Origin of the sequence: Komagataeibacter nataicola (assembly GCF_003207795.1) — a bacterium.
Classification (GTDB): domain Bacteria; phylum Pseudomonadota; class Alphaproteobacteria; order Acetobacterales; family Acetobacteraceae; genus Komagataeibacter; species Komagataeibacter nataicola.
Map to the genome: position 1 here is coordinate 53304 of NZ_NIRT01000004.1, position 25087 is coordinate 78390.

General features: G+C 64.1%; 24 protein-coding genes. 21 read left to right on the plus strand and 3 right to left on the minus strand.

All coding sequences use genetic code 11. The features are described 5' to 3' along the window. The first annotated feature begins 12 nt into the window (after nt 1-12). The 4 genes from pstA to CDI09_RS03510 all read left to right on the plus strand — a co-directional run bounded on the left by pstA (nt 13) and on the right by CDI09_RS03510 (nt 3582). Nucleotides 13-909, plus strand: coding sequence for a phosphate ABC transporter permease PstA (gene pstA, locus CDI09_RS03495; protein WP_078527470.1), 897 nt, complete (start codon nt 13-15; stop codon nt 907-909). Next, nucleotides 906-1703, plus strand: coding sequence for a phosphate ABC transporter ATP-binding protein PstB (pstB, locus tag CDI09_RS03500; protein ID WP_078527472.1), 798 nt, complete (start codon nt 906-908; stop codon nt 1701-1703). Before pstA ends, pstB begins: the two co-directional genes overlap by 4 nt. A gap of 17 nt (nt 1704-1720) precedes the next feature. Next, nucleotides 1721-2416: a phosphate signaling complex protein PhoU gene (phoU, locus tag CDI09_RS03505; protein WP_205836730.1), complete on the plus strand. Its 696-nt coding sequence runs from the start codon at nt 1721-1723 to the stop codon at nt 2414-2416. 119 nt (nt 2417-2535) lie between these two features. Beyond that, a complete protein-coding gene (locus CDI09_RS03510; RefSeq protein WP_078527473.1) occupies nt 2536-3582 on the plus strand; it encodes an aldo/keto reductase in 1047 nt (348 codons plus the stop codon). A 92-nt stretch (nt 3583-3674) separates the two neighbouring features. Here the strand turns inward: CDI09_RS03510 and CDI09_RS03515 are convergent, their stop codons facing one another. Then, nucleotides 3675-4277 (minus strand): TetR/AcrR family transcriptional regulator, encoded by a 603-nt coding sequence (locus tag CDI09_RS03515; RefSeq protein ID WP_078527475.1) that lies wholly within the window; start codon nt 4275-4277, stop codon nt 3675-3677. A 98-nt stretch (nt 4278-4375) separates the two neighbouring features. Here CDI09_RS03515 and CDI09_RS03520 point away from each other — a divergent pair, with 98 nt between their 5' ends. The 12 genes from CDI09_RS03520 to CDI09_RS03570 all read left to right on the plus strand — a co-directional run bounded on the left by CDI09_RS03520 (nt 4376) and on the right by CDI09_RS03570 (nt 14909). Continuing rightward, nucleotides 4376-5797 (plus strand): coniferyl aldehyde dehydrogenase, encoded by a 1422-nt coding sequence (locus CDI09_RS03520; RefSeq protein WP_078527477.1) that lies wholly within the window; start codon nt 4376-4378, stop codon nt 5795-5797. Nucleotides 5798-6143: 346 nt separating this feature from the next. Further along, the gene (locus CDI09_RS03525) at nt 6144-7514 is read left to right on the plus strand and encodes an NAD-dependent succinate-semialdehyde dehydrogenase (protein WP_078527478.1); all 1371 of its coding nucleotides are present in this window, start codon (nt 6144-6146) and stop codon (nt 7512-7514) included. Between the two features lie 172 nt (nt 7515-7686). After that, the gene (locus CDI09_RS18040) at nt 7687-7857 is read left to right on the plus strand and encodes a hypothetical protein (RefSeq protein WP_167370240.1); all 171 of its coding nucleotides are present in this window, start codon (nt 7687-7689) and stop codon (nt 7855-7857) included. A gap of 127 nt (nt 7858-7984) precedes the next feature. Next, nucleotides 7985-8806, plus strand: a complete 822-nt coding sequence (locus CDI09_RS03530; RefSeq protein WP_078527480.1) for an urease accessory protein UreD — start codon at nt 7985-7987, stop codon at nt 8804-8806. A gap of 34 nt (nt 8807-8840) precedes the next feature. Further along, nucleotides 8841-9143: an urease subunit gamma gene (locus CDI09_RS03535; RefSeq protein ID WP_078527481.1), complete on the plus strand. Its 303-nt coding sequence runs from the start codon at nt 8841-8843 to the stop codon at nt 9141-9143. Next, complete coding sequence (locus CDI09_RS03540; protein WP_078527483.1) at nt 9127-9471, plus strand: urease subunit beta; 345 nt, start codon at nt 9127-9129, stop codon at nt 9469-9471. The genes CDI09_RS03535 and CDI09_RS03540 overlap by 17 nt, the downstream gene beginning before the upstream one ends. Continuing rightward, nucleotides 9468-11174, plus strand: coding sequence for an urease subunit alpha (ureC, locus tag CDI09_RS03545; protein ID WP_078527484.1), 1707 nt, complete (start codon nt 9468-9470; stop codon nt 11172-11174). The genes CDI09_RS03540 and ureC overlap by 4 nt, the downstream gene beginning before the upstream one ends. Next, on the plus strand, nt 11174-11677 hold the full coding sequence (locus CDI09_RS03550; protein WP_078527486.1) for an urease accessory protein UreE: 504 nt from the start codon (nt 11174-11176) through the stop codon (nt 11675-11677). Before ureC ends, CDI09_RS03550 begins: the two co-directional genes overlap by 1 nt. Before the next feature lie 10 nt (nt 11678-11687). After that, a complete protein-coding gene (locus CDI09_RS03555) occupies nt 11688-12353 on the plus strand; it encodes an urease accessory protein UreF (protein ID WP_236944691.1) in 666 nt (221 codons plus the stop codon). Continuing rightward, nucleotides 12350-12964 carry an urease accessory protein UreG gene (gene ureG, locus CDI09_RS03560; RefSeq protein ID WP_110571185.1) on the plus strand — a complete coding sequence of 205 codons (615 nt, stop codon included), beginning with the start codon at nt 12350-12352 and terminating at the stop codon, nt 12962-12964. Before CDI09_RS03555 ends, ureG begins: the two co-directional genes overlap by 4 nt. A 240-nt stretch (nt 12965-13204) precedes the next feature. Further along, nucleotides 13205-14401: a porin gene (locus tag CDI09_RS03565; RefSeq protein ID WP_236944534.1), complete on the plus strand. Its 1197-nt coding sequence runs from the start codon at nt 13205-13207 to the stop codon at nt 14399-14401. Between the two features lie 67 nt (nt 14402-14468). Next, nucleotides 14469-14909 (plus strand): hypothetical protein, encoded by a 441-nt coding sequence (locus CDI09_RS03570; RefSeq protein WP_078527490.1) that lies wholly within the window; start codon nt 14469-14471, stop codon nt 14907-14909. Nucleotides 14910-15188: 279 nt separating this feature from the next. On the opposite strand, the gene CDI09_RS03575 is transcribed toward CDI09_RS03570, so the two are convergent. Both CDI09_RS03575 and CDI09_RS03580 read right to left on the minus strand, forming a co-directional pair. Continuing rightward, the gene (locus CDI09_RS03575) at nt 15189-16082 is read right to left on the minus strand and encodes a response regulator transcription factor (protein ID WP_078527492.1); all 894 of its coding nucleotides are present in this window, start codon (nt 16080-16082) and stop codon (nt 15189-15191) included. Continuing rightward, nucleotides 16079-19390, minus strand: a complete 3312-nt coding sequence (locus CDI09_RS03580) for a hybrid sensor histidine kinase/response regulator (protein ID WP_078527493.1) — start codon at nt 19388-19390, stop codon at nt 16079-16081. Before CDI09_RS03580 ends, CDI09_RS03575 begins: the two co-directional genes overlap by 4 nt. A 139-nt stretch (nt 19391-19529) precedes the next feature. Between CDI09_RS03580 and urtA the strand changes: the two genes are divergently transcribed. The 5 genes from urtA to urtE are packed head-to-tail and all read left to right on the plus strand — an operon-like array spanning nt 19530 to nt 25071. Continuing rightward, complete coding sequence (urtA, locus tag CDI09_RS03585; protein ID WP_078528245.1) at nt 19530-20870, plus strand: urea ABC transporter substrate-binding protein; 1341 nt, start codon at nt 19530-19532, stop codon at nt 20868-20870. Further along, nucleotides 20863-22467 carry an urea ABC transporter permease subunit UrtB gene (urtB, locus tag CDI09_RS03590; protein WP_078527495.1) on the plus strand — a complete coding sequence of 535 codons (1605 nt, stop codon included), beginning with the start codon at nt 20863-20865 and terminating at the stop codon, nt 22465-22467. The genes urtA and urtB overlap by 8 nt, the downstream gene beginning before the upstream one ends. Then, on the plus strand, nt 22464-23603 hold the full coding sequence (gene urtC, locus CDI09_RS03595; RefSeq protein ID WP_078527497.1) for an urea ABC transporter permease subunit UrtC: 1140 nt from the start codon (nt 22464-22466) through the stop codon (nt 23601-23603). Before urtB ends, urtC begins: the two co-directional genes overlap by 4 nt. Further along, on the plus strand, nt 23600-24340 hold the full coding sequence (gene urtD / locus CDI09_RS03600) for an urea ABC transporter ATP-binding protein UrtD (RefSeq protein WP_078527498.1): 741 nt from the start codon (nt 23600-23602) through the stop codon (nt 24338-24340). Before urtC ends, urtD begins: the two co-directional genes overlap by 4 nt. Nucleotides 24341-24375: 35 nt before the next feature. Then, a complete protein-coding gene (gene urtE, locus CDI09_RS03605) occupies nt 24376-25071 on the plus strand; it encodes an urea ABC transporter ATP-binding subunit UrtE (RefSeq protein ID WP_078527500.1) in 696 nt (231 codons plus the stop codon). The last annotated feature ends 16 nt before the right edge of the window (nt 25072-25087 follow it).

Here is a 25087-nt window from a genome sequence, read left to right on the forward strand (position 1 = left end):
AAGTAGCCTTACATGTCAGCCCAGAAAGTACAGGCCGGGGCCACGAGCGGGTGGCAGCGCGGTGGCGCGCAGGCCGTGCGGCGCAGGATTGTCGAGCGGCTGGTCAACGTGCTGTGTGGTATCGCCACCGTGGTTGTCCTGTTCCTGCTGTTTTCGATTTTATGGACACTGGTCACGCGGGGGGCGGCGGGGCTGTCGCTTTCAACCTTCCTGCACAGCACGGCAGCGCCCGGCAGCGGCGGCGGGCTTGCCAACGCCATTGTGGGCAGTTGCGAGCAGACGATGCTTGCGGCCCTGCTCGGCACGCCCATCGGCATGCTGACCGGCATCTACCTGTCGGAATTCAGCCATGACGGGAAGATCGTCTCGTTCGTGCGCTTCGTGTCGGACATGATGCTGTCCGTGCCCTCCATCCTTGTCGGGCTGTTCGTCTATCTGGTGGTGGTGGAGCCCGCGGGGCATTTCTCGGGCATTGCGGGCACGCTGGCGCTGGCCATCCTGTTCATCCCCATCGTGGTGCGCACGACAGAAGACATGCTGCACCTCGTGCCCCGCGCCATGCGTGAGGCGGCCTACGCGCTGGGCGCGCCGGGCTGGCGGGTGATCGTGAGCATCTGCCTGCGCGCGGCCCGTGGCGGCATCATGACCGGCATCCTGCTGGCACTCGCCCGCATCTCGGGCGAGACCGCGCCGATGCTCTTTACCTCGCTTGGCAACCTGAACTGGTCCACCAACCTCAACGCGCCGATGGCGAGCCTGCCTGTCACCATCTATCAATATGCCGGTTCGGCCTATGATGACTGGGTGCAGATGGCCTGGACCGGTGCGCTGCTGATTACGGTTGCGGTGCTGGCAACCAACATATTCGCCCGCTGGTGGCTCTCGCGCAATGGAACCGCATCATCATGAACACCGTCCTCATGGATAACAGGCCCGCCCAGACCCAGTCGGCTCCGGCGATCGCCATTCGCAACCTCGATTTCTGGTATGGCGAAAATCACGCGCTGCGCGGCATCTCGCTTGATTTCCCCACCCGGCAGGTCACCGGCATGATCGGACCTTCAGGGTGTGGCAAGTCAACGCTGCTGCGCATCCTCAACCGGATGTATGACCTCTATCCCGGCCAGCGCGCCATGGGTGAGGTGCTGTTTGATGGCCGCAACATCCTCTCGCCCGGCATCGACGTGAACGTTCTGCGCTCGCGCATTGGCATGGTGTTCCAGAAGCCCACGCCTTTCCCCATGTCGATCTATGACAACATCGCCTTTGGCGTGCGCCTGCATGAGCGCCTCTCACGCACGGAAATGGACCAGCGCGTGGAAAACGTGCTGCGCCGCGTGGCCCTGTGGGGCGAGGTCAAGGACCGGCTCAATGCCTCCGCCGCCGCCCTGTCGGGCGGCCAGCAGCAGCGCCTGTGCATTGCGCGCACCATTGCCACCCGGCCCGAAATCATCCTGCTTGATGAACCGACCAGCGCGCTCGACCCGATCTCGACCGCGCGGATCGAGGAACTGCTTGATGAACTCAAGCAGGAATTCTCGATCGCCATCGTCACCCACAATCTCCAGCAGGCGGCCCGCTGCGCGGATCGTGTGGCCTTTTTCTACATGGGCGAACTGGTTGAAGTGGACACGGCGGACAAGATGTTCACTGCCCCGCATGAAAAACGCACCCAGGATTACATTACCGGCCGCTTCGGTTGATGACGAAAGACGTGATGATGCCCCAGGAATCGATGCATACTGTCCAGAGTTACGAACAGGAACTTGAACAGCTTCGTTCGCTCATCAACAAGATGGGCGGCATGGTCGAGCGTCAGGTGGCGCAGGCCATTACGGCGGTGGTCGAGCATGATGAGGTGGCCGCCCTCGATGCGCCGGAAATGGACCCCCATGTCGATGAACTCGAGCGCCAGACCGAGGCGCTGGTCATCCGCCTGCTCGCCCTGCGCGCCCCCATGGCGGGCGACCTGCGCGAGGTGGTGGCGGCGCTGAAAATGTCGGGCGACCTGGAGCGGATCGGTGATTGCGCGGCCTCCATCGCGCGCCGGGCCATGCGCAACGAACTGCTGTCATGCCCCATATCGCTCACGGGTCTGCACAGCATGGGCCGGCTGGTGCAGGAAAACCTGCGCCGCACCATTGATGCGATGGACCAGCGCGACCCGGAACTCGCGCGCATTGTCTGGCAGTCGGACACGGCGGTGGATGAACTCTATGTGTCACTGTTCCGCGAACTCGTGACCTACATGATGGAAGACCCGCGTAATATCGGCCCGTGCACCCACCTGCTGTTCATTGCCAAGAACCTTGAACGCATTGGCGACCACGCCACCAATATTTCCGAGCGGGTCTACTACTCCGTAACCGGTAATATCCTGCCCATCATCCGCCCGCGTGGCGGCACGTTTGACTGAAGTTACTGCCTGATACCGGCCTGGCCGGGCGTGATTGCGTTACCGTCCGTCTTTTGCAACACTCGCGCCTGACAGAGACGGCCCGCGCCGCGCCCCACCAACCCCAGGCAGGTTTTTACATGCAGCAACGTGAACTTGGTCGCACTGGCATCATGGTCAGTGAGATCTGTCTTGGCACCATGACCTTCGGCCAGCAGAATACGGAAGCCGAAGGCCATGCCCAGCTGGATATGGCACTCGATCACGGCATCAACTTCATTGATACCGCCGAACTCTATTCCATCCCGCCCCGTGCCGAGACCCAGGGCGCGACCGAAACCATCATCGGCAGCTGGCTCAGGGCGCGTGGCGGCCGTGACCGGCTGATCATTGCCAGCAAGGTGGTGGGGCGCGGCACATCGCCATGGTTCCGCTCCGGTGGGGAGGAAACCCGTCTGACACCCAGGCAGATCCGTTACGCGCTTGATGGCTCGCTGCGCCGCCTTGGCACGGATTACATCGATCTGTACCAACTGCACTGGCCAGACCGCAAGGTGGGGCTGTTCGGGGCAGGGGGCACCACTTTCACCACTCTGCCCGAGGCCGATGAGATCCCCATTGCCGAGACGCTCGGCGTGCTGGGCGATCTGGTGCGCGAGGGCAAGATCCGCCATGTCGGCCTGTCTAACGAGACGGCGTGGGGTGTTTCGCAATATCTGGCCGAATCCCGCCACGGCGCGCCACGTGTCGTGTCGATCCAGAATGCCTATAACCTCATCAACCGCACTTTCGAGATCGGCCTCGCCGAAATCGCCCTGCGGGAGAAGGTGGGCCTGCTGGCCTATTCACCCCTGGCGCAGGGTTACCTGAGCGGCAAATACCTTGGGGGCGCCCGACCGGCGGGTGCGCGCACCACGCTGTTCAATCGTGCCCAGCGCTACGAGAAGCCGGGCGTGGAGGAAGCGGTCAGCGCCTATATCGCGCTGGCGAAAGCGGAGGGGATCGACCCGGTGCAGATGGCCATTGCCTTTGTCACCTCCCGTCCGTTCGTGACCTCGAACATCATTGGCGCCACCAGCATCGAGCAGCTCAAAACCATTCTTGGTTCGGTTGACCTAGCCATCACCCCGGAACTCGAGGCAAAAATCAACGCGATCCATCAGGTGCACTGCAATCCCGCGCCCTGAACCGGCTTTTCTGCCCTCGCGCTGGCCTGAAGGAAAGGGGGGCTGTCAGTTACCTTTCCTGCTTATCATACAGCACCGCCTGCATCACGCGCTCAACAGCATAGCCCATCCAGCAGCACATCGAGGGCGGCGCGAACCGGCTCCCGTCCTACCTTTTCTTCCGCAAGCTGCCCGCTGATCGCCAGCATCGCCAGCCCATGCACCTGCGCCCAGCTTGCGGCTGCCAGCGCGTTGATGGCAATCGGGCGGAAGCTGCCGCGAATTTGCCCTTCTTGCAGCAGGCGCAGAAGAATTCCGAATGTTTCCATGGCGGCGTCATGCAGTGGGCGGTCTGCCGTCTTGTCCGCATCGGCGCTGAACATCAGGCGATAAAGACCGGGATTGCACAGCGCGAACCCGATACAGGCCTGCGCGCCCGCAATGAATTTTTCACGCACGCAGGCGCCACCGGCAGACATGGCCGCCGTCATGGCCTGTCCCAGCCGGATGAAACCAATCCGCGCCAGTTCACGCAGCAGGCTTTCCCTGTCACGGAAGTGCTTGTAGGGGGCGGCATGGCTGACGCCGGTGCGTCGTGCCACTTCGCGCAGTGTAAAAGCCCAGTTCTGGTCCGCTGCCAGCATGGCAAGGGCTGTATCGATCAGGGCGCGACGCAGATCGCCGTGATGGTAGGGCCGGTCCTTTGTTTCAGGCATTTCGGGGTCCATGTTTACACAAGAAACTTAGTTGACATCACAGTGTTACGCTCCATATCGTGCCAATATAAGTTTCTCCTGTAAACATGGAGGGTGCCATGTCCGGTACTGCCTCAGTCAAAGTAACCCCCGCTGACCTGCAGCGCCTCCTTGCGCGCCAGCGTGAAGCGTTTGAGCATGACGGGCCGCCAGGCCTCCGGCAGCGTCGGGCCGACCTGCGCCGCCTGAAAGCCGAAATCCTGAAGCGGCGGAGCGAGATCCTGCGCGCCCTGAATGCGGATTTTGGCCAGCGTTCGGAACGCGAAAGCGCCATTGTGGAACTGATCCCGCTCGTGCAGTCGATCAATTACATGATCGCGCATCTGGGGCAGTGGATGAAACCTGAACGTCGCCATGTATCGGCCTATTTCCAGTGCGGTCGTGCGTGGGTGATGCGCCAGCCGGTGGGTGTGGTGGGCATTATCGCGCCGTGGAACTATCCGCTCTCCCTTGCCCTCGTGCCGCTGGCCACAGCCATTGCCGCTGGCAACCGCGCCATGGTTAAACCATCGGAACTTACGCCCGCCACCGCGACGGTGATCGGGCGGATCGTGCAATCCGTCTTTCCGCCAGAACAGGTGTGCGTTGTCATGGGGGATGCTGACGTGGGGGCCGCGTTCTCCGCCCTGCCGTTCGACCATATCGTGTTTACCGGCAGTACGGCGGTGGGCAGGAAGGTTGCCACCGCGGCCGCGCAGAACCTCACCCCGGTAACGCTTGAACTCGGTGGCAAATCGCCTGTCGTGATCGAGCCCGGCTTTTCCATGCAGCGGGTGGCGGGGCGGGTGGCGTTTGGCAAGCTGACCAATGCCGGGCAGACCTGCATCGCGCCGGATTATGTGCTGGTTCATGAAAGCGATGCCGAAGCATTCGCCACCGCCTATCAGGACGCCGTGAAAAAGCTGCATCCGGGCGGTTATGCCGGCTCGCCCGATTATACGGCCATTCTCAACCCGCACCATTACGCGCGGTTGAGCGGTCTGGTTCAGGATGCTGAAAAACAGGGCGCGCGTGTCATCCGCCTTGGCCACGATGCAGGTGGCAGCCATGTCCTTGCCCCTGTTCTCCTGCTTGACGTCACACCCGCGATGGCGGTCATGCAGGCCGAAATCTTTGGCCCGGTCCTGCCGGTGCTGACCTACCGGCACCTTGATGAAGCGATTGCCTTCATCAATGCGCGCCCCCGGCCGCTGGCGCTGTATTATTTTGGAGCAAGCCGTGCCGGGCAGGACAGGGTTCTGGCGCGCACGGTGTCAGGCAATGTCACGATCAATGGCACCCTGCTGCATTATGCGCAGGACGACCTGCCCTTTGGTGGCGTGGGAGAGAGCGGCATCGGCGCCTATCATGGCAGGGAAGGCTTCCGGGCGCTGACACATCCGCGTGGCATATACAGGCAGGGCCGTTTCAACGCGGCCATGCTCCTTCGCCCGCCTTTTGGAAAACTTACTGATTTCATAACAGATTTTATTCTGCGATGAACGGGCGGCAGGCAAGGCCGGGCAAAGCAGCCCGTCTGCCGCAGTGGCTTCAAACTCTTGTGATGTCACCCCATACCCCGCAGGCCAGCTGCCCGCGTCCGTGCGCCTGATACCCGCCATTCAGGCGCATGCACGAATGCGTGAGCGCAGGGCTGCCCTGCCGGGTGCGGACATTGACACGCTACGGATGAATATAGTCACGATACAGGGAGTATTGCATCGACACGCAGGGCATGGCGCAATCTGCAACCAAAGAGCGGCAATCCGTTGGCGCGTTCACACAACACCAACACCTGCCCGGCTATAAAGCCATCCATGCCTGCACCCTTCGTAAGGATATGATGACATGAGTCCCTATCGCACCATTAATCCCGCCACCGGCCAGACGGAAAAGGTCTTTGACCTGCATGATGACAAGGAAATGCTGGCCAGGCTCGATACTGCCCATACGTTCTGGGAAAGCGACTGGCGCCGCCGCACCATTGCCCAGCGCCGTGACGTCATGCTCAAGGCTGCCGAGATCCTGCGCCGCGACAAGGAAAAGCACGCGCGCCTGATTTCCATCGAAATGGGCAAGATCCTGCCCGAAGCCATTGCCGAGATCTCGCTTTCGGCCGACATCCTGGCCTATTACGCCGAGAAGGCCGAGACCTTCCTCGCCCCGCGCGAGCTGCCGGTGTCGCAGGGCCATGCAAGTGTTACCAGCGAGCCGCTGGGCATTATCTACTGCGTGGAGCCTTGGAACTTCCCCTACTATCAGCTTGCCCGCGTGGCGGCCCCCAACCTGATGGCGGGCAATGTGGTCATGGTCAAGCACGCGCCGGGCGTGCCGCAATGCGCCGTGGCGTTCGAGGCGCTGTTCCGTGAAGCCGGTGCGCCCGCAGGGGCCTATACCAACCTGTTCATCACCAACGACCAGTCGGAAAAGCTGATCGAACGCCCCGAAATCCGTGGCGTCGCCCTGACCGGCAGCGAACGTGCTGGCAGCGCCGTGGCTGGCCAGGCTGGCCGCGCGCTCAAGAAAAGCACCATGGAACTTGGCGGGTCGGATGCCTTCATCGTGCTTGATGATGCGGATCTCGACAAGGTTGTCCCGCTTGCGGTGCAGGCGCGCATGTCCAATAACGGCCAGGTCTGCACGGCAGCCAAGCGCATGATCGTGCACAAGTCGCTTGTTGAGGCGTTTACGTCGCGCCTGAAGGTGGCGATCAATGACTTCAAATACGGCGACCCGCTCGAGCAGGGCGTGACCCATGGCCCGATGAGCAGCCAGGTGGCGATGGAACATGCCGTGGCACAGGTGGAAAAGGCCGTGGCGCACGGGGCGAGCCTTGTTGTGGGCGGCAAGCGCATCGAGCGCGAGGGCTTCTTCATGAAGGCCGCGATCCTGACCAACGTGACCAGGGATAACCCCATCTTCTACCAGGAAATCTTTGGCCCCGTCGCCATCATCCATTCGGTGGACAGCGAGGATGAAGCCGTGGCGTTGGCCAATGATTCGCCATACGGCCTTGGCGGCTCGATCCAGACCAGCGATGTGGCGCGTGGCCGCCGCGTTGCCGCCCGGATCGATACGGGCATGGTCTTCATCAACAGCGTGACCGGCACGGCGCCCGACCTGCCGTTTGGCGGTATCAAGAACTCCGGCTATGGCCGTGAACTGTCGGAATTCGGCATTGAGGAATTCCTCAACCGTAAGCTCGTTCACACGCCCTGAGCCATCAGGTACCGATCGCTCCCGTCATGTGATGGGGGCGGTCGTTCCTGCATCACCTCTGGCTGCCACGACAGAACCGGGCCATGCTGATGGCCTTGCCGCGTTGCGGGAAAAGGGCCACCCACTACCCGTATTTGCAGCCGCAGCGCGGATCAGGGGCCGGGCGCACCGCATGCCGGTCGTGACATCGCGGCCTGTCGATGGCGCAAGCGGGATGACGACCGGCTTCAGGCCCGAAGATGCCCCGGCCATAAAAACTGGCCGCAGCGCCCCGACTGATCCCGAGTATCAAAAAGCGTCGAAGAAGCGCTATCTTGAAAAAGGCAGTTACCAAACGCTTTGATCAATTCATGTATGGTCAAACATGCCCATGGCAGCGTGGCGAGGATTACGTAATTCTACGCAATGGACGTACTCCACCCGGCTGCTACGATAGCCCCGATGCTGTCAGGACGGAAATGAACGCGGGAATGACCCCACTCCAGCGCGCAAGGGGGCAGTTCGGGCTGGAAGTCAGGGCCGATGGCGCCCGCACCCGCATGGCCGACCTGGTGCAGGCAGGCTGCTGCCGCCTGCTTTTTCCACGGGTGCGGGGCAACGGGCTGGAAGCCGCCACGGTCAATATATCTGGCGGCATCGCGGCGGGCGATCAAATCCGCGGGCGGCTGGCCTGTGGCCCCGGTACGGACCTGCTGGTCACATCGCAGGCTGCCGAGCGCATCTATCGCGCCCGTCCGGAAGACAGTCCGGCGGATATGACGGTTACCTGCCATATCGGCGCCTCGGCACGGCTCGAATGGCTGCCGCACGGCACGATCTTTTTTGATGGCAGCCGCCTGCGCCGCCACATGGTGGTGGATATGGCGCACTCCGCGACCTTTCTCTTTCTCGAAAGCCGGATATTTGGCCGCCTTGGCGCGGGTGAGCACCTTTCCAGCCTGCATGTGCGCGACCGGCTGACCATAAGGCGCGAGGGTGAACCGCTGCTTGAAGATATGCTGCGGCTGGAAAGCACCAATGTAACGGCCCTGCTGGCCCAGTCCGCCGTGGCCGCAGGGCAGGGGGCGGTCGCAACCCTAGTGCTGGCCAGCCCGCAGGCGATGGACCTGCTGGGCCCGGTGCGCGAACGGCTGGCAGCGCCGCAATGCGCGGGCTTTGCCGCCTCGGCGTGGAACAGCATGCTGGTGGTGCGCGGCGTGGGCGCGGGGGGCTGGGCGCTTGAGGTGGCGCTGCGTCATATCCTGCCTGCGTTGCGGGCCGGGCGACCCATGCCCTCCACATGGCGGTCATGATACAGCACAGGCAGGCAAGGATGCGGAGCACGACATGAAGCTGACACCAAGGGAAAAGGACAAGCTGCTCATTGCCATGGCAGCCATCGTGGCCCGCCGCAGGCTGGAGCGTGGCGTGCGGCTGAACTACCCCGAGGCCGTGGCCCTGATTACCGACCATGTGGTCGAAGGCGCGCGCGACGGGCTGAGCGTGGCCGAACTGATGGCCAGTGGCGGCCATGTGCTGACCCGCGCGCAGGTCATGCCCGGCGTGGCCGAGATGATCCATGATGTTCAGGTCGAGGCGACCTTCCCCGATGGCACGAAACTGGTGACAGTCCATGATCCGATACGCTGACCCCCTGCCCGAAGGCGCCGTGCCGGGCGAGATCCTGACTGATGAGGGCGAGATTGCCCTCAACGAGGGCCAGCCCCGGCGCACCCTGCGCGTAACCAACACCGGCGACCGGCCCGTGCAGGTTGGCAGCCATTATCATTTTGCCGAGGTCAATCCCGCACTGTGCTTTGAGCGCACGCAGGCGCTGGGCTGGCGGCTTGACGTGCCATCGGGCGGGGCGGTTCGCTTCGAGCCGGGGCAGGAGCGTGACGTAACACTGGTGCCGCTGCGGGGCCTGCGGCGCGTGATCGGCTTCCGGGGCGATGTAATGGGGAGTGTGGACCAATGACGCGCCTGACCCGGCATGATTACGCTGGCCAGTTCGGCCCCACCACCGGCGACCGCGTGCGGCTGGCCGATACGAACCTGCTTGTGGCGGTGGAAAAGGATTTCACCATCTATGGCGAGGAAGTGCGCTTTGGCGGTGGCAAGACCATCCGTGATGGCATGGGGCAGTCGCAGGCCACGCGGGCGGAGGGTGCGGCGGATACCGTCATCACCAATGCGCTGATTATCGATCACTGGGGCATCGTCAAGGCGGATGTGGCACTGCGTGACGGGCGTATCGCCGCCATTGGCAAGGCGGGCAACCCCGATATCCAGCCCGGCGTGGACATCATCATCGGGCCGGGCACGGAAATCATTGCGGGCGAGGGCAGGATCCTGACTGCAGGCGGCATTGACAGCCACATCCATTTCATCTGCCCCCAGCAGATCGAGGAGGCGCTGGCATCGGGCATCACCACCATGCTCGGGGGCGGCACGGGGCCAGCCACGGGCACGGCGGCCACCACCTGCACGCCGGGGCCGTGGCACATGGCGCGCATGCTGCAGGCCGCCGATGCCTTTCCGGTCAACCTGGCCTTTGCGGGCAAGGGCAATGCCTCCCGCCCCGAGGCGCTGGAGGAAATGGTGCGCGCGGGCGCAAGCTGCCTGAAACTGCATGAGGACTGGGGCTCGACCCCGGCCGCCATTGACTGCTGTCTCAGTGTTGCCGACCGGATGGACGTGCAGGTCATGATCCATACCGACACGCTTAATGAGAGCGGCTTCGTGGAGGACACGATCGCAGCCTTTCAGGGCCGCACCATCCATGCCTTTCATACCGAGGGCGCGGGCGGCGGGCATGCGCCCGACATCATCCGGGTGGCGGGGCTGCCCAACGTGCTGCCGTCCTCCACCAACCCCACGCGGCCCTATACGCGCAACACGCTTGATGAGCATCTGGACATGCTCATGGTCTGCCATCACCTCGACCCGAAGGTGCCCGAGGATATCGCCTTTGCCGAGAGCCGCATAAGGCGCGAGACCATCGCGGCGGAGGATATTTTCCACGACATGGGCGTGCTGTCCATGATGTCATCGGACAGCCAGGCCATGGGCCGGGTGGGCGAGGTGCCGCTGCGCACATGGCAGACCGCCCACAAGATGAAGCAGCAGCGCGGCGCCCTGCCCGGTGATGGCGTGGCCGACAACAACCGCGTCAAACGCTATATCGCCAAATACACCATCAATCCCGCCATTGCCCACGGCCTGTCGCATGAGGTGGGGTCGATCGCGGTGGGCAAGCTGGCCGATCTGGTGTTGTGGGAGCCTGCGTTCTTTGGCGTCAAGCCCGATCTGGTCATCAAGGGCGGGGCCATCGCCTATGCCATGATGGGCGACCCCAATGCCTCCATCCCCACGCCGCAGCCTGTGCATGGCCGCATGATGTTCGGCGGCTATGGCGGAGCGCGGGCGCAGACCAGCCTCACCTTCGTGTCAAAGGCGGCGCTGGAGGATGATATCGGGCGCAGGCTGGGCTTGCACAAGCGCCTTTCTGCCGTGTCGGACACGCGCGGCGGCATTGGCAAGCGCAGCATGATCCATAATGACGCCATGCCGCATATAGAGGTTGACCCCGAAACCTATGAGGTCCGGGCCGATGGCGTGCTGCTGACGTGCGAGCCCGCCGATATCCTGCCCATGGCACAGAGGTATTTCCTGTTCTGATGACGCATGTAACCGCAATCCTGCCAGCGGGAAGCTGGCCCGTGGCCGAGGCCGCGGATGTGTTCGCCGCCGATTATGAAGGCCGCCACCGCAGGCGCATGATGCTTGCGCTGCGCTCGGGCGCGCGCGTGCTGCTTGAACTTGAGCACGCGCGCCTGCTGGCCGATGGCGATGGGCTTGTGCTTGATGATGGCCGCATCGTGCGGGTGGAAGCCCTGCCCGAAGACCTGATGGAAGTCACCGCCCATGACCCGCTGCACCTGTTGCGGCTGGCGTGGCATCTGGGCAACCGGCACCTGCCCGCCACCATTACGGCGCAGCGCATCCTTGTGCGCCATGACCATGTGATTGCCGACATGATCGCGGGGCTTGGCGGCCAGGTGCGCCGGGTCCAGGCGGCCTTTGACCCCGAAAGCGGGGCCTATGCGGGGCGGGGCGTATCGCATGACCACGACCATGCTCACCCGCATGCGCATGGCGGCCACGTCCATTCGCATGGCTGAGCCCGCAGGTCTGGCCGGGCAGGACTTCCTGCGGCTGCTCTCATGGGTGTCGCCCGCTTTCCCCACGGGGGGGTATGCCTACAGCCACGGGCTTGAATGGGCGGTCGAGCAAGGTGACGTGCGTGATGTGGAAACCTTATGCGCGTGGGTTGGCGCATTGCTGCGCCATGGCAGCCTTGGCAATGACCTGATCATCATGCATGCATCATGGCAGGCGGGGGAGGATGATGGCCGCCTGCGCGAAATTGCCCGCTTCGCCTGTGCATCCGCCTCATCGCGCGAGCGGTATGATGAGACGGTGTATCAGGGCGAGGCCTTCATGCGGGCGGCGGCGGTGTGGGATGTCGTGCCGCCCAAGGCGGCGCTGGCGGGCACGCGCTGGCCGCTGCCGGTGGTGCAGGGGCTGGTGTTTCGTCGTGGCGGGGTGGCCGCCACGCAGGCCGTACTGTCGGGCGGGTATGCGGCGGTGGCGGCACTGGTGTCGGCTGCCGTGCGGCTGGTGCCGCTGGGCCAGACCGACGGGCTGCACGCGCTGGCCCGGCTTGAACCCGTGCTGGCGCAGGCTGCGGCCGAGGCCCGGACCCGGACGCTCGACGATGTAGGCGGGGCGTGTTTTGCCGCCGACCTCGCCGCCATGCATCACGAAACCCAGGAAACGAGGTTGTTCAGAACATGACAAAGCCAAAGCACGGCCCGCTGCGCGTGGGCATTGGCGGCCCGGTGGGCACGGGCAAGACAGCGCTGATGGATGCGCTATGCCGCCGCTTTCGTACCGATTACAATATCGCCGCCATCACCAACGATATCTACACGCGAGAGGATGCGGAGTTCCTGACCCGCGCGGGCTCGCTCCCGCCCGAGCGCATCATGGGGATCGAGACCGGCGGCTGCCCGCACACGGCCATACGCGAGGATGCCAGCATCAACCTTGCCGGCATTGCGGAACTGACGGAGCGCTTTGCCGGGCTGGACCTCGTGCTGGTGGAAAGTGGCGGCGACAACCTTGCTGCCACCTTCAGCCCCGAACTGGCTGACCTGACCATCTATGTCATTGATGTCTCGGCAGGTGACAAGATCCCCCGCAAGGGCGGCCCCGGCATAACGCGCAGCGACCTGCTGGTCATCAACAAGATCGACCTCGCGCCCCATGTGGGGGCCGACCTTGGGGTGATGGACCGCGACAGCAGGCGCATGCGCGGGCAGCGGCCCTTTGTGTTCGCCAATATCCGCGCGGGTGAGGGGGTGGAGGAAATTGCCCGTTTCATCATCGAACAGGGCGGCCTGTAAAAAATATTTCTATAAAATAATAAAAGTTTCCGGGAGCCGCCTTTTTGAAAAAAAAGGCGGCTTTTTTGGTAGTTACGTGCTGGTGGCCACCAGCGGGTGCATGCGCATGGCTGTGCCCGGCTGGCATGAATAAGCTCATAAACGGGCGTTATAAGTAATTTCACGCATCCCGTCCTGATGGTGCAATTTCGTAATGTTTCCCTGTCGCCGGTTGGTGACCGCAGCCACAAGGGGATGTTCATGATTGCGCTTGTGTCCCGGTTCAGGATGAGCCGGAAGAAGAAACTGCTGCGTTGCGGCAGTATCCTGTCGGCCTGCGTGGCGCTTGGCGCCAGCATGCCCCATGCCCGCGCGGCCACCACGGTCAACTTTGGCAAGGACCAGTTCTTTACGCTGGGGCTGGGTGTACGGGCGCAGTACCTGAGCCATGACACCACCATGCCCGGCAACAAGGATGCGGCGAGCGCCAGCGACCTGCGTATCTACATGGGTGCGCAGTTCCACAAATACGTCAAGTCAACGCTCAACCTCGAACGCCTGCGCGATGGCAACTGGAACGTGCTGGATGGTGTGCTGCAGTTCGAGCGGTGGAAGGCGTTCAATATCTGGGGCGGGCGCATGCTTACGCCAAGTGACCGCTCGAACCTTGACGGGCCTTATTTCCTCAGCACCTATGCCTTTCCGATGGTTTCGCAGTATCCGGGCGCGTGGTCGGGGCGTGATGATGGCATCTCGGTATGGGGCAAGCTGCTCAAGGATCGTTTCCGCTACGTGGCGGGTGTCTATCGCGGGCATAACTGGGTGCGCGGCGGCTCCAATTATGGCGAGCACCCGCTCTTTGCCGCGCGCATGGAGTACAACTTCCTCGACCCCGAGCCGTCGCCTGCCTATTACACGGCCAGCACCTATTACGGCAAGGCTGACATCCTGGCCATTGGCCTTGCAGGCCAGTACGAAACTGATGGCGTGGGCACGGCGCAGGACAAGGGTGACTACAAGGCGTGGAATATTGACGGCCTGTTTGAAAAGCGTATTGGCGAGGGCGCAAAATACGGCGTCTATACGCTCGAGGGCGCGTATTACCAGTATTATACCGGCGGTGTTAAGGACATCGCGGCAGGTTACGGGCAGCATTCGGCCGATTATGGCAATGTGGGTGGCGTGAATGACGGCACGGCCTTTCTGGCCAGCACGGCGTATCTCATTCCCTACCGTCTGGGCTGGGGGCGCCTCCAGCCGCTGGTGCGCTACCAGCAGTTCCGCTTCAAAAAGGACATGTACGGTCCCGGCCACCCCAAAACCACCCAGTTGGATCTGGGGGGGAATTATGTAATGGATGGCCACAACCTGCGCTTTACTTTTGATTATGTGCGCTACAAGCCCATGGGCACGCGCGCGGTGGGGGCTTTCTTGCTGGGCATGCAGTTCCAGTATTGAAAACGGCTGGCCTGTTCATGTCATTTTATCAGGCGGCAGGGCTGACCCACCGCCGGGAGAGATCGGAATGCTGACCCTCAAGCGAAATGCCACGTATGGCTTCGCCCTGCTGGCAGGGCTCATGGGCGCGGGCCTCGCACAGGCCGCGCCCGCCCCTGAAAAACTGGATTGCCGCCATCTGCTGGCCGAGGATGTGCGCCTGTCGGACCGGCTTGCGGCCCTTAGCCACAGCGAGGTCCAGGCCGAGGCGCAGGACAAGGCTCCGGCGGAAAAGGGCTTCTTTGTCAAATTCGACCCCGTGCCGGGCTTCGGCATCATGAAAGGGGCAACGCTTACGCCTGCGGGCCACCCGATACGGGAAGACGCCACCGAGCGCAATCTGGATCAGGTGCGCCAGAAACTGGCTGTCATACGCGGCCATGAGCAGCGCAGGATGTGCCCAGAAATCGGCGCGCCCGACATGCAGCAGGACCGTCTTTCAGATGACGCGGTAAGGGCCGTGCCTTAAATCATCAAAGCAGGGAACACCGCCTTTTTGAAAAAAGGCGGTCCCCGGTAATGTTTACAGAAATCTTGCGCCTGGAGCAGATCCGGTTTGAATGCGTGCATTCAAAACAGGTGCAGATGCTTGTAAAAACAATAAACTAAAGTATTTCCACCGAACCAGTTTTCGGTGGAAATGTTCTAGAGAAATTTGTCATTAGATAGAATCAAATGAATTTCTCCAACCTGTTGCTTTCAGGGCATCTTCACGTGATCAGGTGATTCCACCCAGTCACGATCTGCTCTAGCGCTCCTGCAGCAGGCGCGATGCGGTAGCAGCCGCGGCGGCCCGCGTGCTCAGGCCGGTTTTATTGTAAATCTGCTCGATATGTTTGTCGATCGTGCGCGGGCTGACCTGCAAAATATCGGCAATGTCGCGGCTGGTCTTGCCGCGCGAGATCCACAGCAGCACCTCCGCTTCACGCGCGCTCAGGCCCAGCCGGTCCTGAAGGATGCGCTGGGGAAAGAGCGGCTGTCGGCTGATGCGCAGCAGCAGTTCATCCGGGCCGCTCACGCCCACGAGGGTCAGCACAAGCTCGTTTTCACCCACATTGTGGCGCATGAGCACGCTGCCGGGCGCGGGCAGGGGCATGGGCAGGTGCAGGGCCGTTCCCGCATCGCCCGCGCCTGACAGTTCGCGCATGACAAGCCCGGCCTGCGGTGTGGCCCACAGCACATCCCCCGCGTGGCTGGCGGCCAGCAGGAAGCGGCCCGCATGGTCAAGCGCCCCATGTGCCGCGCGGATGCGCGCGGCGGATTCCATGCGCACGCCAATGCGGGCCATGACTTCCTCCAGCCGCAGGGGCTTGGTCACGTAATCGGCGGCGCCTGCCTCAAAGGCGCGGATCACGTGCTCGGTCTCGGTCAGGCCGGTCATGAAGATGATGGGCACAAGGCTCAGGCACGGGTCATCATGCAGGGCCGCGCAGACTTCCCACCCGTTCATGCCGGGCATGAGGGCATCCACCATAATCAGGTCCGGCACGGTGCGCGCCACGACCGCAAGCGCTGCGATACCGGACTGTGCGAGCAGCACCGTATAGCCGCCTTCAGCCAGTTTTTCGTCCATCAGGCCCAGAACGGCAGGGTCATCATCAATGACAAGAACGGATTTGCGGGAGGGATCGGGCACGGTCATGGCGTGGGTCGCTCCAGGTGGTGGCGCAAGGCTTCAAGCTGGTAGGATGCGGCAAGGGTCAGCAGCGGTTCGATTGCATGGGTCAGGGCCGGATGCTGGTTGCGCAGGGTGGTCAGCCGGGTGCGCAGGTGGCGCAGGTTGCCGCCATCAAGCAGGGCGAGCAGGGCCACGCGCTCCGCCTCGGGCAGGGTGGCGGGTGTGTCTGGCGTTACCAGTGGCGCACTGTCGGCCCCGGCGGCGGGAAAGATCCATTCAAGGCCGAGCATCTGGCCCATTTTGGTCACGAGCACCGACAGGTTCACCGGCTTGCCCAGCACGGGGCAGTCCTCAAGGGAGGGGACATGGCGGTTCGCGCTTTCGACAAGGTTGCCGGTCAGGAACATGATCGGCACGTGGGCATAGGCTGACTGGCGGATGCGCAGTGCAAGGTCGCGCCCGTCCATGCCCGGCATGGACAGGTCGAGCAGGAGCAGGTCGGGCTGCACGAGGGGCAGGCGGTCGAGACATTCCGCCCCGCTTTCCGCGCCTTCAAAGGCAAAGCCGCAGCGTTCAAGGATCTCGCGCATGATCAGGCGATGCTCGGCATTGTCATCCACCACCAGCACGGTGCGGCGTCGCCCTTCATACCCGGTGGGGAAGGCGGGCAGGCGCGCGGGCAGTTCCACCTGCCGGTCAGAAAGCATGAGCCGCACCCTGAAGCGCGAGCCTTTGCCGGGCGTGCTGGTAAAGGTCAGCTCGCCACCCAGGATCTCGGTCAGCAGGCGGGTGATGGTCAGCCCCAGCCCGGTGCCCGGCACGCCTGCGCTGGTACGCCCGCGCTCAAAGGGCTCGAAAATGCGGGCATGATCTTCCTCCGCAATGCCGGGGCCGGTGTCTTCTATGATGAATTCCGCAATCTGCCCCTGCCACTTTGCCGAGAACGTGACCGTGCCCTGCCGGGTGAACTTGACCGCGTTTGACAGCAGGTTGAGCAGGATCTGGCGCAGGCGGTGCTCATCGCACGTCACGACGGCAGGCAGGTAGCCGGGCCGCCATATCAGCTCCAGCCCGCGTGCCTGCGCCTGCGGGCGGATCATCTGTGCCACGGATTCCACAAAGGCGGGCAGGGCGATGGTATCGGCATGCAGTTCGATCCGCCCGGCCTCGATGCGCGAGATGTCAAGCAGGCCGGACAGGATGCTGGTGATGTGCTCGCCACTTTCGCGCATGATGCCCAGCGCCTGGTGGCGCTCGGGCGGCAGGCGCGTATCGTGCTGCAGGAGCTGGATATAGCCCATGATGGCATTGAGCGGCGAGCGGATCTCGTGGCTGATGCCGCTGATGTAGCGGGTCTTGGCCAGGCTTGCGGCCTCCGCCTTTTCGCGCGCCAGCTTCAGCGCATGGTCAGTGCGGCGGCGGGCGCGGATCTCGTTCATGAGCTGGCGGGTCTGGTGCAGGGTCTCGCGCGTGGCGGTGCGTCGCCCCTCCTGCGCCATGACCAGCAGCCACGCACCCACCGTGCCTGCCAAAAAGACCGGCACCATGACGCCACTCCACGCATGGCCCGTTGCCCATGCCAGCAGCCCCATGCCCAGCGTCATGCCCGCAAGCATGAGTGTGAACCGCCCCGGCGGGGCCACAAGCCAGCGGCGCAGGCGGGGCGGCAGGGCGCGGAGCGGGGCGGCAAACTGGCTGCCCATGCGGGTCGAGACCGGCTTGCAGCGGTCACGGCAGCGCCCGTCGAGCGAGCAGCACAGCGAGCAGATCGTGCCGCCATAGGCGGGGCAGGGCGCCATGTCCCGCGCCTCGAAGGCATGTTCACAGATCACGCAGGTCATGGTGGGCCGGTCGTTCCAGCCAGCGGGCGGCAGGCGGGCCAGATAGGTGCGGCCGCCGGTCAGCCACGCCAGCACCGGTGCCGTGGCAAAGGCCACCACAAGCGTCAGGAAGGGCGCATAGGCGGCGGCCATCGGGCCCAGATAGCCCGCAAAGGCCGCAACGCCCATGGCCGCAGCAACGCCCCATGCCCCCAGCCCCACGATGTTGAAGTCAGGCAGCAGCGCGCGCTTGAACTCGACAAAGGGCGGGCTGAGGCCAAGTGGCTTGCACAGCGCCACATCCCCCAGTATCGCGCCAATCCACGCGCAGGCCAGCACGCCGTACAGCGTGATGCCGGTCTGGATGGTGCTGACCAGCCCGGCCTCCATCAGCAGGAGGGCGATCATGACATTGAAGATGACATAAAACACCCGGCCCGGATGGGTATGGGTCAGGCGCGAGAAAAAGTTCGACCACGCCAGCGACCCGGCATAGGCATTGGTGATGTTGACCTTGACCTGCGCCAGCGCCACCAGCGCCACCGTCAGCGCGGTTGCCACCGGGGCGGGGGTGAAGGTGCCCCAGGCAAAACGGTACATTACCCCTGGCTGAACCGCCTGCAGCGGTGAAAAGCCTGCCTGCAGCACCACCCATGCCAGAAACGACCCCGCCAGTAGCTTGAAGGCATCAAGCACCACCCAGCCCGGCCCCCCCAGCACCAGCGCCACCCACCATTGCCGCCGGTTGGACCGCGTGGGTTCGGGCAGGAAGCGCAGGAAGTCGATCTGCTCGGCGCTCTGGCACACCAGCACGATCATGAGCGAGGCGGCGGTGCCCACGGCAAGCGGGTCGATGCGCCCGGGCGGCCCGTAGGGCGCGCTGAAATGGGTCCACTGCCCCAGCAGTTCGGGGTGCAGCCCCGCCATCACCGCAAGGGGGATGAGGTTGAGGGCCAGCCAGACCGGCTGCGTCGTGATCTGGAAACGGGCGATGAACGTAATGCCCCACGTTACCAGCGGAATGATGATGACCGCGCACAGCAGGTACGCCAGCCACAGCTTCATGCCAAGCAGCCCGTACAGCGTGCCTGCCAGGATCGCCGCCTCAAGCCCGAAGAAGATGAAGGTGAAGATGGCATAGAGCAGCGAGGTGATGGTCGAACCGATATAGCCAAACCCGGTGCCGCGCGTGAGCAGGTCGATATCCAGCCCCGCGCGCGCGGCCGTTGCGCATAGCGGCAGCGTAATGGCGAAGATGACAGCCGTGACAAGTGCTATGGCCGTGGCCGTATTGGCAAAGCCGAAGGCCAGCGTGAGTGTGCCGCCCATGGCCTCGAGTGCGAGGAACGAGATGGAGCCCAACGCCGTGCGCGCCGCGCGCATCGGCGTGGCCATGCGCGCGCTGCGCGCGGTAAAGCGCAGGGCGTAGTCCTCGAATGTCTGGTCGGCGGCCCAGCGGCTGTAGGCCCGGCGGGGGCGCACGATGCGCAGGCGGCTGGTCGGGTGCGGCAAGATCAGGGCTTTCGGGCGTTACGGGTGGCAGCGTACATAATCGTAACGGAAAGCCCGTGGGGGACATACGCAGGAATGCGTATGGGAAGAGCTTTTATGTGCGCCGACAATGCAGGCAGCAGCAAAAGGACCGCTCAACATGCCCGTCACACTGCCTCACCTTTCCCGTCGTGCGTTCGGACGTCTTGCCCTTGCCTCCTCGGCGGCTGCTGTGGGGGGCATGTGGCGCGCGGCACCGGCGCGGGCGGCAGCGCCTGCGGGCGAGCCGATCAGGGTTGGCATCCTGCATTCGCTGTCCGGCACGATGGCCATCAGCGAGACCACGCTCAAGGACGCCATGCTGATGCTCATTGCCGAGCAGAACCGCAAGGGCGGGCTGCTCGGCCGCCCGCTTGAAGCGGTGGTGGTTGACCCTGCATCGAACTGGCCGCTCTTTGCCGAGAAGGCGCGCCAGCTCCTGTCGGTGGACAGGGCGTCGGCCGTGTTTGGCTGCTGGACCAGCGTTTCACGCAAGTCGGTGCTGCCGGTGTTCGAGGAACTCAACGGCATCCTGTTCTATCCCGTGCAGTATGAAGGCCAGGAGTGCAGCCGCAACATCTTCTACACGGGTGCGGCCCCCAACCAGCAGGCCATACCGGCGGTGGACTATCTGCTGAGCGAGGACGGCGGCGGGGCGAAGCGTTTTGCGCTGGTGGGCACGGATTACGTCTATCCGCGCACGACCAACCAGATCCTGGCCAATTACCTTAAGGCCAAGGGCATCGCGGAAGCCGATATCATGGTCAACTACACGCCCTTCGGGCAGTCGGACTGGCAGACCATCGTCTCGCAGATCAAGGCTTTCGGCTCGGCGGGCAAGAAGACCGCCGTGGTCTCGACCATCAATGGCGATGCCAACGTGCCGTTCTACAAGGAACTGGGCAATCAGGGCATTTCAGCCACCGACATTCCGGTCATGGCCTTCAGCGTGGGTGAGGAGGAACTGGCCGGCATGGATACCGCCCCGCTGGTGGGCCAGCTCGCCGCGTGGAACTACTTCGAGAGCATCGACACCCCGGCCAATACCGCCTTCATCAGGCAGTGGCATGACTTTACCAAAAACCCCAAACGCACCACCAATGACCCGATGGAGGCGCATTACATCGGCTTCAACATGTGGGTGCAGGCCGTAACCAGGGCAGGCACCACCGACCACGACAAGGTGATTGATGCCATGATCGGCATCCGCCAGCCCAACCTGACCGGCGGCGTGGCCGAGATGCTGCCTGACCACCACCTGACCAAGCCGGTCTATATTGGCGAGATCCAGGATGACGGGCAGTTCTCGGTCGTGTGGAAGACTCCGGCCCTCGTGCCCGGGCAGGCATGGTCGCCGTGGGTGCCGGAAACGAAAGATCTGATCGGCGACTGGAGCAAGCCCATTGCCTGCGGCAACTACAACACCGCCACCAAGACCTGCCTCGGGCACAGGCATGCATAGGCTCCGCACGACCTGCCTGCTGGCGGCGCTGTGGCTCGGGGCCATGGTGCTGCCGGGCCACGGCGCGCGGGCGGATGCATTTGCTGATCTGGCCAGCCCGCAGTTCGCGGCGGTCACGGCCGCCATCTCCACCCTTGCAGCATCAGATGACCCGCAGGCAGGGGCCACGTTGCAGGCGCTGGGCGAGCGCAGCCTGTTCGTAGCGCCTGATGGCAATATTTATATCCGCCACGGCGGGAGCGTGGTGGAGGCCCGCACGGGCCAGCCCGCGGATTCCGTGCCCGAGGGGCTGAAGCCGATCCGCCTGAACAACCGCATCCGCACCGCGCTTGCGGGCGCGCAGGCGGGCAGGGAACTGCTCGCCCCCCAGCCCGCAACGCGGCTCAGGGCAGCCGATGCGCTTTACGCCCGGCACGACCCGGCCATGCTCGCGGTGGTGGAGCACGCCCTTGCGGTGGAAAAGGATGCAACCGTGCGCACCCGGTTGACGGAGGTGCGCGCCGCCACCATTCTCGGCCAGCCCCCGGCACCCGATGCGACCGCCCTCCGGCTTGAAGCCGTGCGTGCGCTGGCCGCCGCCGGAGGCCCCGAGGCGCGCGGCATCCTGGCAACGCTGGCCTGCTCGGATGCGGAAGCGCCAGCAGTGCGCCATGAGGCGCAGCAGGCCGTATCACGCATCGACTGGCACCTGCGTGCCTGGGGTGTGGCGCAGAACGCCTTTTATGGCCTGAGCTACGGCTCGGTGCTGCTGCTCGCGGCCACGGGGCTCGCCATCACCTTTGGCGTGATGGGCGTCATCAACATGGCCCATGGCGAGATGATGATGATCGGCGCCTATGTAACGTGGATGGTGCAGCAGGCCATCCGCGCCACCGTGCCTGCGCTTGAGCCGGTGGCCATTCTCGTGGCCATTCCGGTGGCGTTTGTGGTGTGCGGGGCGCTTGGCATCGTGATCGAGCGCGGGCTGATCCGCTTCCTGTATGGTCGCCCGCTCGAAACGCTGCTGGCCACATGGGGGCTTTCGCTCATCCTGCAGCAGGCGGTGCGCTCCATTTTCGGGCCGACCAACATCGCGGTGCAGACGCCTGCATGGCTGTCGGGTTCGGTGGCGGTGGGCGGCATGGACATCACGCTCAACCGGCTGGCCATTCTTGTCTTTGCGGGGCTGGTGCTTGGCGGGCTGATGCTGGTGCTGCGCCGCACGCCGCTGGGGCTGCAGATGCGCGCGGTCACCCAGAACCGCCGCATGGCGGCCCTGATGGGCATCCGCACGCCACGGGTCGATGCGCTGGCCTTCGGGCTGGGCGCGGGGCTTGCGGGGCTTGCGGGCGTTGCGGTCAGCCAGATTGACAATGTCAGCCCCAATCTCGGCCAGTCCTACATCATCGACAGCTTCATGGTGGTGGTGTTTGGCGGGGTGGGCAACCTGTGGGGCACGCTGGCGGCAGCCCTGGCGCTTGGCATGGGCGGCAAGGTGCTGGAACCGACCATTGGCGCGGTCTCGGCCAAGATCGCCATTCTCGTACTGGTCATCCTTTACATCCAGCGCCATCCGCGCGGCATGTTTCCCGTGCGCGGGCGGGGAGTTGAATCATGAACCCGTTTTCAACCCATGCCCCGCGTTCCCTGCGTGGGGTGATCTGGATGGCGGTGGCCGTTGTGGTGGCGGCAGGCGGGCTTGCCGCAGCCAGCCTGCTGCCCGAGGGCAATCCGCTGCATGCTTCCGCCTTTGTGGTGTCGCTGGCGGGTAAATACCTCTCTTATGCCATGCTGGCGCTGGCGGTGGATCTGGTGTGGGGCTTCGCGGGCATCCTGACGCTGGGGCATGCCGCGTTCTTTGCGCTGGGGGGGTATGCCATGGGCATGTACCTCATGCGCGAGATCGGGGCGCGGGGCGTTTATGGCAACGCCAGCCTGCCGGATTTCATGATCTTCCTCTCATGGAAGAGCCTGCCGTGGTACTGGTGGGGTTCGGAGCATTTTGTATGGGCCGCCGTGCTGGTCGTGGCGGTGCCGGGGCTGCTGGCTGGCGTGTTTGGCTGGCTTGCCTTCCGCTCGCGCGTGTCGGGGGTGTACCTGTCCATCATCACGCAGGCGCTGACCTATGCGCTCATGCTGGCGTTTTTCCAGAACGGTCTGGGCTTTGGCGGCAATAACGGCCTGACCGACTTCAAGGACATTCTGGGCGCCGACCTGCACGCGCCGCTGACCCGCGCGGTGCTGCTGCTGGTGACCGGCCTGCTGCTGGCTGCAAGCCTGCTGGCCGCGCGCTTTGTGGTGGGCAGCCGTTTTGGCAACCTGCTGGTGGCCGTGCGCGATGCCGAAAGCCGCACCCGCTTCCTGGGCTACCGCCCCGAGCAAGCCAAGCTGCTGGTGTGGGTGTTTTCGGGCATGATCGCGGGGCTGGGCGGAGCGCTGTATGTCACGCAGGTTGGCATCATCAACCCTGGTGAGTTCGCGCCCGCCAACTCCATCGAGTCCGTGATCTGGGTGGCGGTGGGTGGCCGTGGCACGCTGTGCGGGGCGGTGCTGGGGGCCATACTGGTCAATCTGGGCAAGACGCTGTTCACCGCCTGGCTGCCTGAGTTCTGGCTGTACGGGCTGGGGGTGCTGTTCATCGGCACCACGCTGTTCCTGCCCAACGGGCTCATGGGGCTGTGGCGGCATGTCCGTAAAGCGCCGCCGGAGGAGGTTACCCCCGAGGTGGCGGATACGCAGGGAGAAGAGGCATGACCGGCGACCTGCTGCTCGACATGCGCGACGTGAGCGTGACGTTTGATGGCTTTCGCGCCATCAACAGCCTCAGCCTTGCGCTGCGCCCGGGCGAGATGCGCGCCATCGTAGGCCCCAATGGCGCGGGCAAGACGACGATGATGGACATCATCACCGGCAAGACCCGGCCCGATACAGGCACCGTGCGCTTTCAGGGCCGCGACCTGACCCGGCTTGATGAACCCGCCATTGCCCGGCTGGGCATTGGCCGCAAGTTCCAGAAGCCCACCGTGTTCGAGGCCCTGAGTGTGACCGAGAACCTGCTGCTGTCGCTCAAGGGCGTGCGCTCGCCCTTTGCCGTGCTCATGGCCCGACGCAGCGCAAACGAGCGCGAACGTATCGACCGCCTGCTGCACCTGACCCGGCTGGAAGCCATGGCCGACCAGCCCGCGGGCGGCATGAGCCACGGGCAGAAGCAGTGGCTCGAGATCGGCATGCTCATGGGCCAGGAGCCTGACCTGCTTCTGGTGGATGAGCCGGTGGCGGGCATGACCGATGCCGAGACCATGGCCACCGCCGACCTGCTGCGCGAGATCAACCGCACCCGCAGCGTGGTGGTGGTGGAGCATGACATGGACTTCGTGCGCGCACTGGGGGTTGGGGTGACGGTGCTGCATGAAGGCAGCGTGCTGGCTGAAGGCACGCTGGACGCGGTCAGCGCCGACCCGCGTGTGATCGAGGTCTATCTTGGGCGCTGAAGGGCGCCGCACGGGCGTAAGGGGAGGCAACGCGCATGCTCGAGGTTAACGATGTGCACCTGCATTATGGCGCGGCGATCGCCCTGCGTGGCGTCTCGCTTGCGGCGAGGGCCGGGGCGGTCACCTGCGTGCTCGGCCGCAATGGCGTGGGCAAGACCAGCCTGATTCGCGCCATAACCGGCATGCATGCCACAAGCTCTGGCACGATCATGTGGGAGGGGGAGGATATTACCAGGCTCGCCGCCTATGACCGTGCCCGGCGTGGCATTGCCACCGTGCCACAGGGGCGCGACATCTTTCCGCTGCTCAGCGTGCGCGAGAACCTTGAAACCGGCTTCGGCCTGCTGCCGCGCGGGCAGCGCCGGGTGCCTGATGAGATATTTGACCTGTTTCCCGTGCTGGCAAAAATGCTCGACCGGCGCGGCGGCGACCTGTCGGGCGGCCAGCAGCAGCAGCTTGCCATTGCGCGCGCGCTGGTCATCCGCCCGCGCCTGCTGGTGCTTGATGAACCGACCGAGGGCATCCAGCCCAGCATCATCAAGGATATCGGCACCATCATCGGCATGCTGCGCGACCGGGGCGACATGGCCATCGTGCTGGTGGAGCAGTATTTCGATTTTGCCTATGAACTGGCTGACACGATTGCCGTGCTCGACCGGGGCAAGGTGGTGCTGGCAGGCCAGGCCCGCGACCTCGTGGCGGAGGATGTGCGCGCCTACATCACCATCTGACCAGCGGGCGGGAAAA

Excerpts from the sequence above, each read along its gene's own strand:
- urtB (WP_078527495.1), top strand. The coding sequence starts at position 20,863 with ATGCATAGGCTCCGCACGACCTGCCTGCTGGCGGCGCTGTGGCTCGGG.
- urtD (WP_078527498.1), top strand. The coding sequence starts at position 23,600 with ATGACCGGCGACCTGCTGCTCGACATGCGCGACGTGAGCGTGACGTTT.
- urtE (WP_078527500.1), top strand. The coding sequence starts at position 24,376 with ATGCTCGAGGTTAACGATGTGCACCTGCATTATGGCGCGGCGATCGCC.
- CDI09_RS03550 (WP_078527486.1), top strand. The coding sequence starts at position 11,174 with ATGACGCATGTAACCGCAATCCTGCCAGCGGGAAGCTGGCCCGTGGCC.
- CDI09_RS03525 (WP_078527478.1), top strand. The coding sequence starts at position 6,144 with ATGAGTCCCTATCGCACCATTAATCCCGCCACCGGCCAGACGGAAAAG.
- pstB (WP_078527472.1), top strand. The coding sequence starts at position 906 with ATGAACACCGTCCTCATGGATAACAGGCCCGCCCAGACCCAGTCGGCT.
- ureC (WP_078527484.1), top strand. The coding sequence starts at position 9,468 with ATGACGCGCCTGACCCGGCATGATTACGCTGGCCAGTTCGGCCCCACC.
- CDI09_RS03570 (WP_078527490.1), top strand. The coding sequence starts at position 14,469 with ATGCTGACCCTCAAGCGAAATGCCACGTATGGCTTCGCCCTGCTGGCA.
- CDI09_RS03575 (WP_078527492.1), bottom strand. The coding sequence starts at position 16,082 with ATGACCGTGCCCGATCCCTCCCGCAAATCCGTTCTTGTCATTGATGAT.
- CDI09_RS03515 (WP_078527475.1), bottom strand. The coding sequence starts at position 4,277 with ATGCCTGAAACAAAGGACCGGCCCTACCATCACGGCGATCTGCGTCGC.
- CDI09_RS03540 (WP_078527483.1), top strand. The coding sequence starts at position 9,127 with ATGATCCGATACGCTGACCCCCTGCCCGAAGGCGCCGTGCCGGGCGAG.
- CDI09_RS03510 (WP_078527473.1), top strand. The coding sequence starts at position 2,536 with ATGCAGCAACGTGAACTTGGTCGCACTGGCATCATGGTCAGTGAGATC.
- CDI09_RS03535 (WP_078527481.1), top strand. The coding sequence starts at position 8,841 with ATGAAGCTGACACCAAGGGAAAAGGACAAGCTGCTCATTGCCATGGCA.
- pstA (WP_078527470.1), top strand. The coding sequence starts at position 13 with ATGTCAGCCCAGAAAGTACAGGCCGGGGCCACGAGCGGGTGGCAGCGC.
- CDI09_RS18040 (WP_167370240.1), top strand. The coding sequence starts at position 7,687 with ATGCCGGTCGTGACATCGCGGCCTGTCGATGGCGCAAGCGGGATGACG.
- urtA (WP_078528245.1), top strand. The coding sequence starts at position 19,530 with ATGCCCGTCACACTGCCTCACCTTTCCCGTCGTGCGTTCGGACGTCTT.
- CDI09_RS03530 (WP_078527480.1), top strand. The coding sequence starts at position 7,985 with ATGACCCCACTCCAGCGCGCAAGGGGGCAGTTCGGGCTGGAAGTCAGG.
- CDI09_RS03520 (WP_078527477.1), top strand. The coding sequence starts at position 4,376 with ATGTCCGGTACTGCCTCAGTCAAAGTAACCCCCGCTGACCTGCAGCGC.
- ureG (WP_110571185.1), top strand. The coding sequence starts at position 12,350 with ATGACAAAGCCAAAGCACGGCCCGCTGCGCGTGGGCATTGGCGGCCCG.
- phoU (WP_205836730.1), top strand. The coding sequence starts at position 1,721 with ATGCCCCAGGAATCGATGCATACTGTCCAGAGTTACGAACAGGAACTT.
- CDI09_RS03565 (WP_236944534.1), top strand. The coding sequence starts at position 13,205 with ATGATTGCGCTTGTGTCCCGGTTCAGGATGAGCCGGAAGAAGAAACTG.
- urtC (WP_078527497.1), top strand. The coding sequence starts at position 22,464 with ATGAACCCGTTTTCAACCCATGCCCCGCGTTCCCTGCGTGGGGTGATC.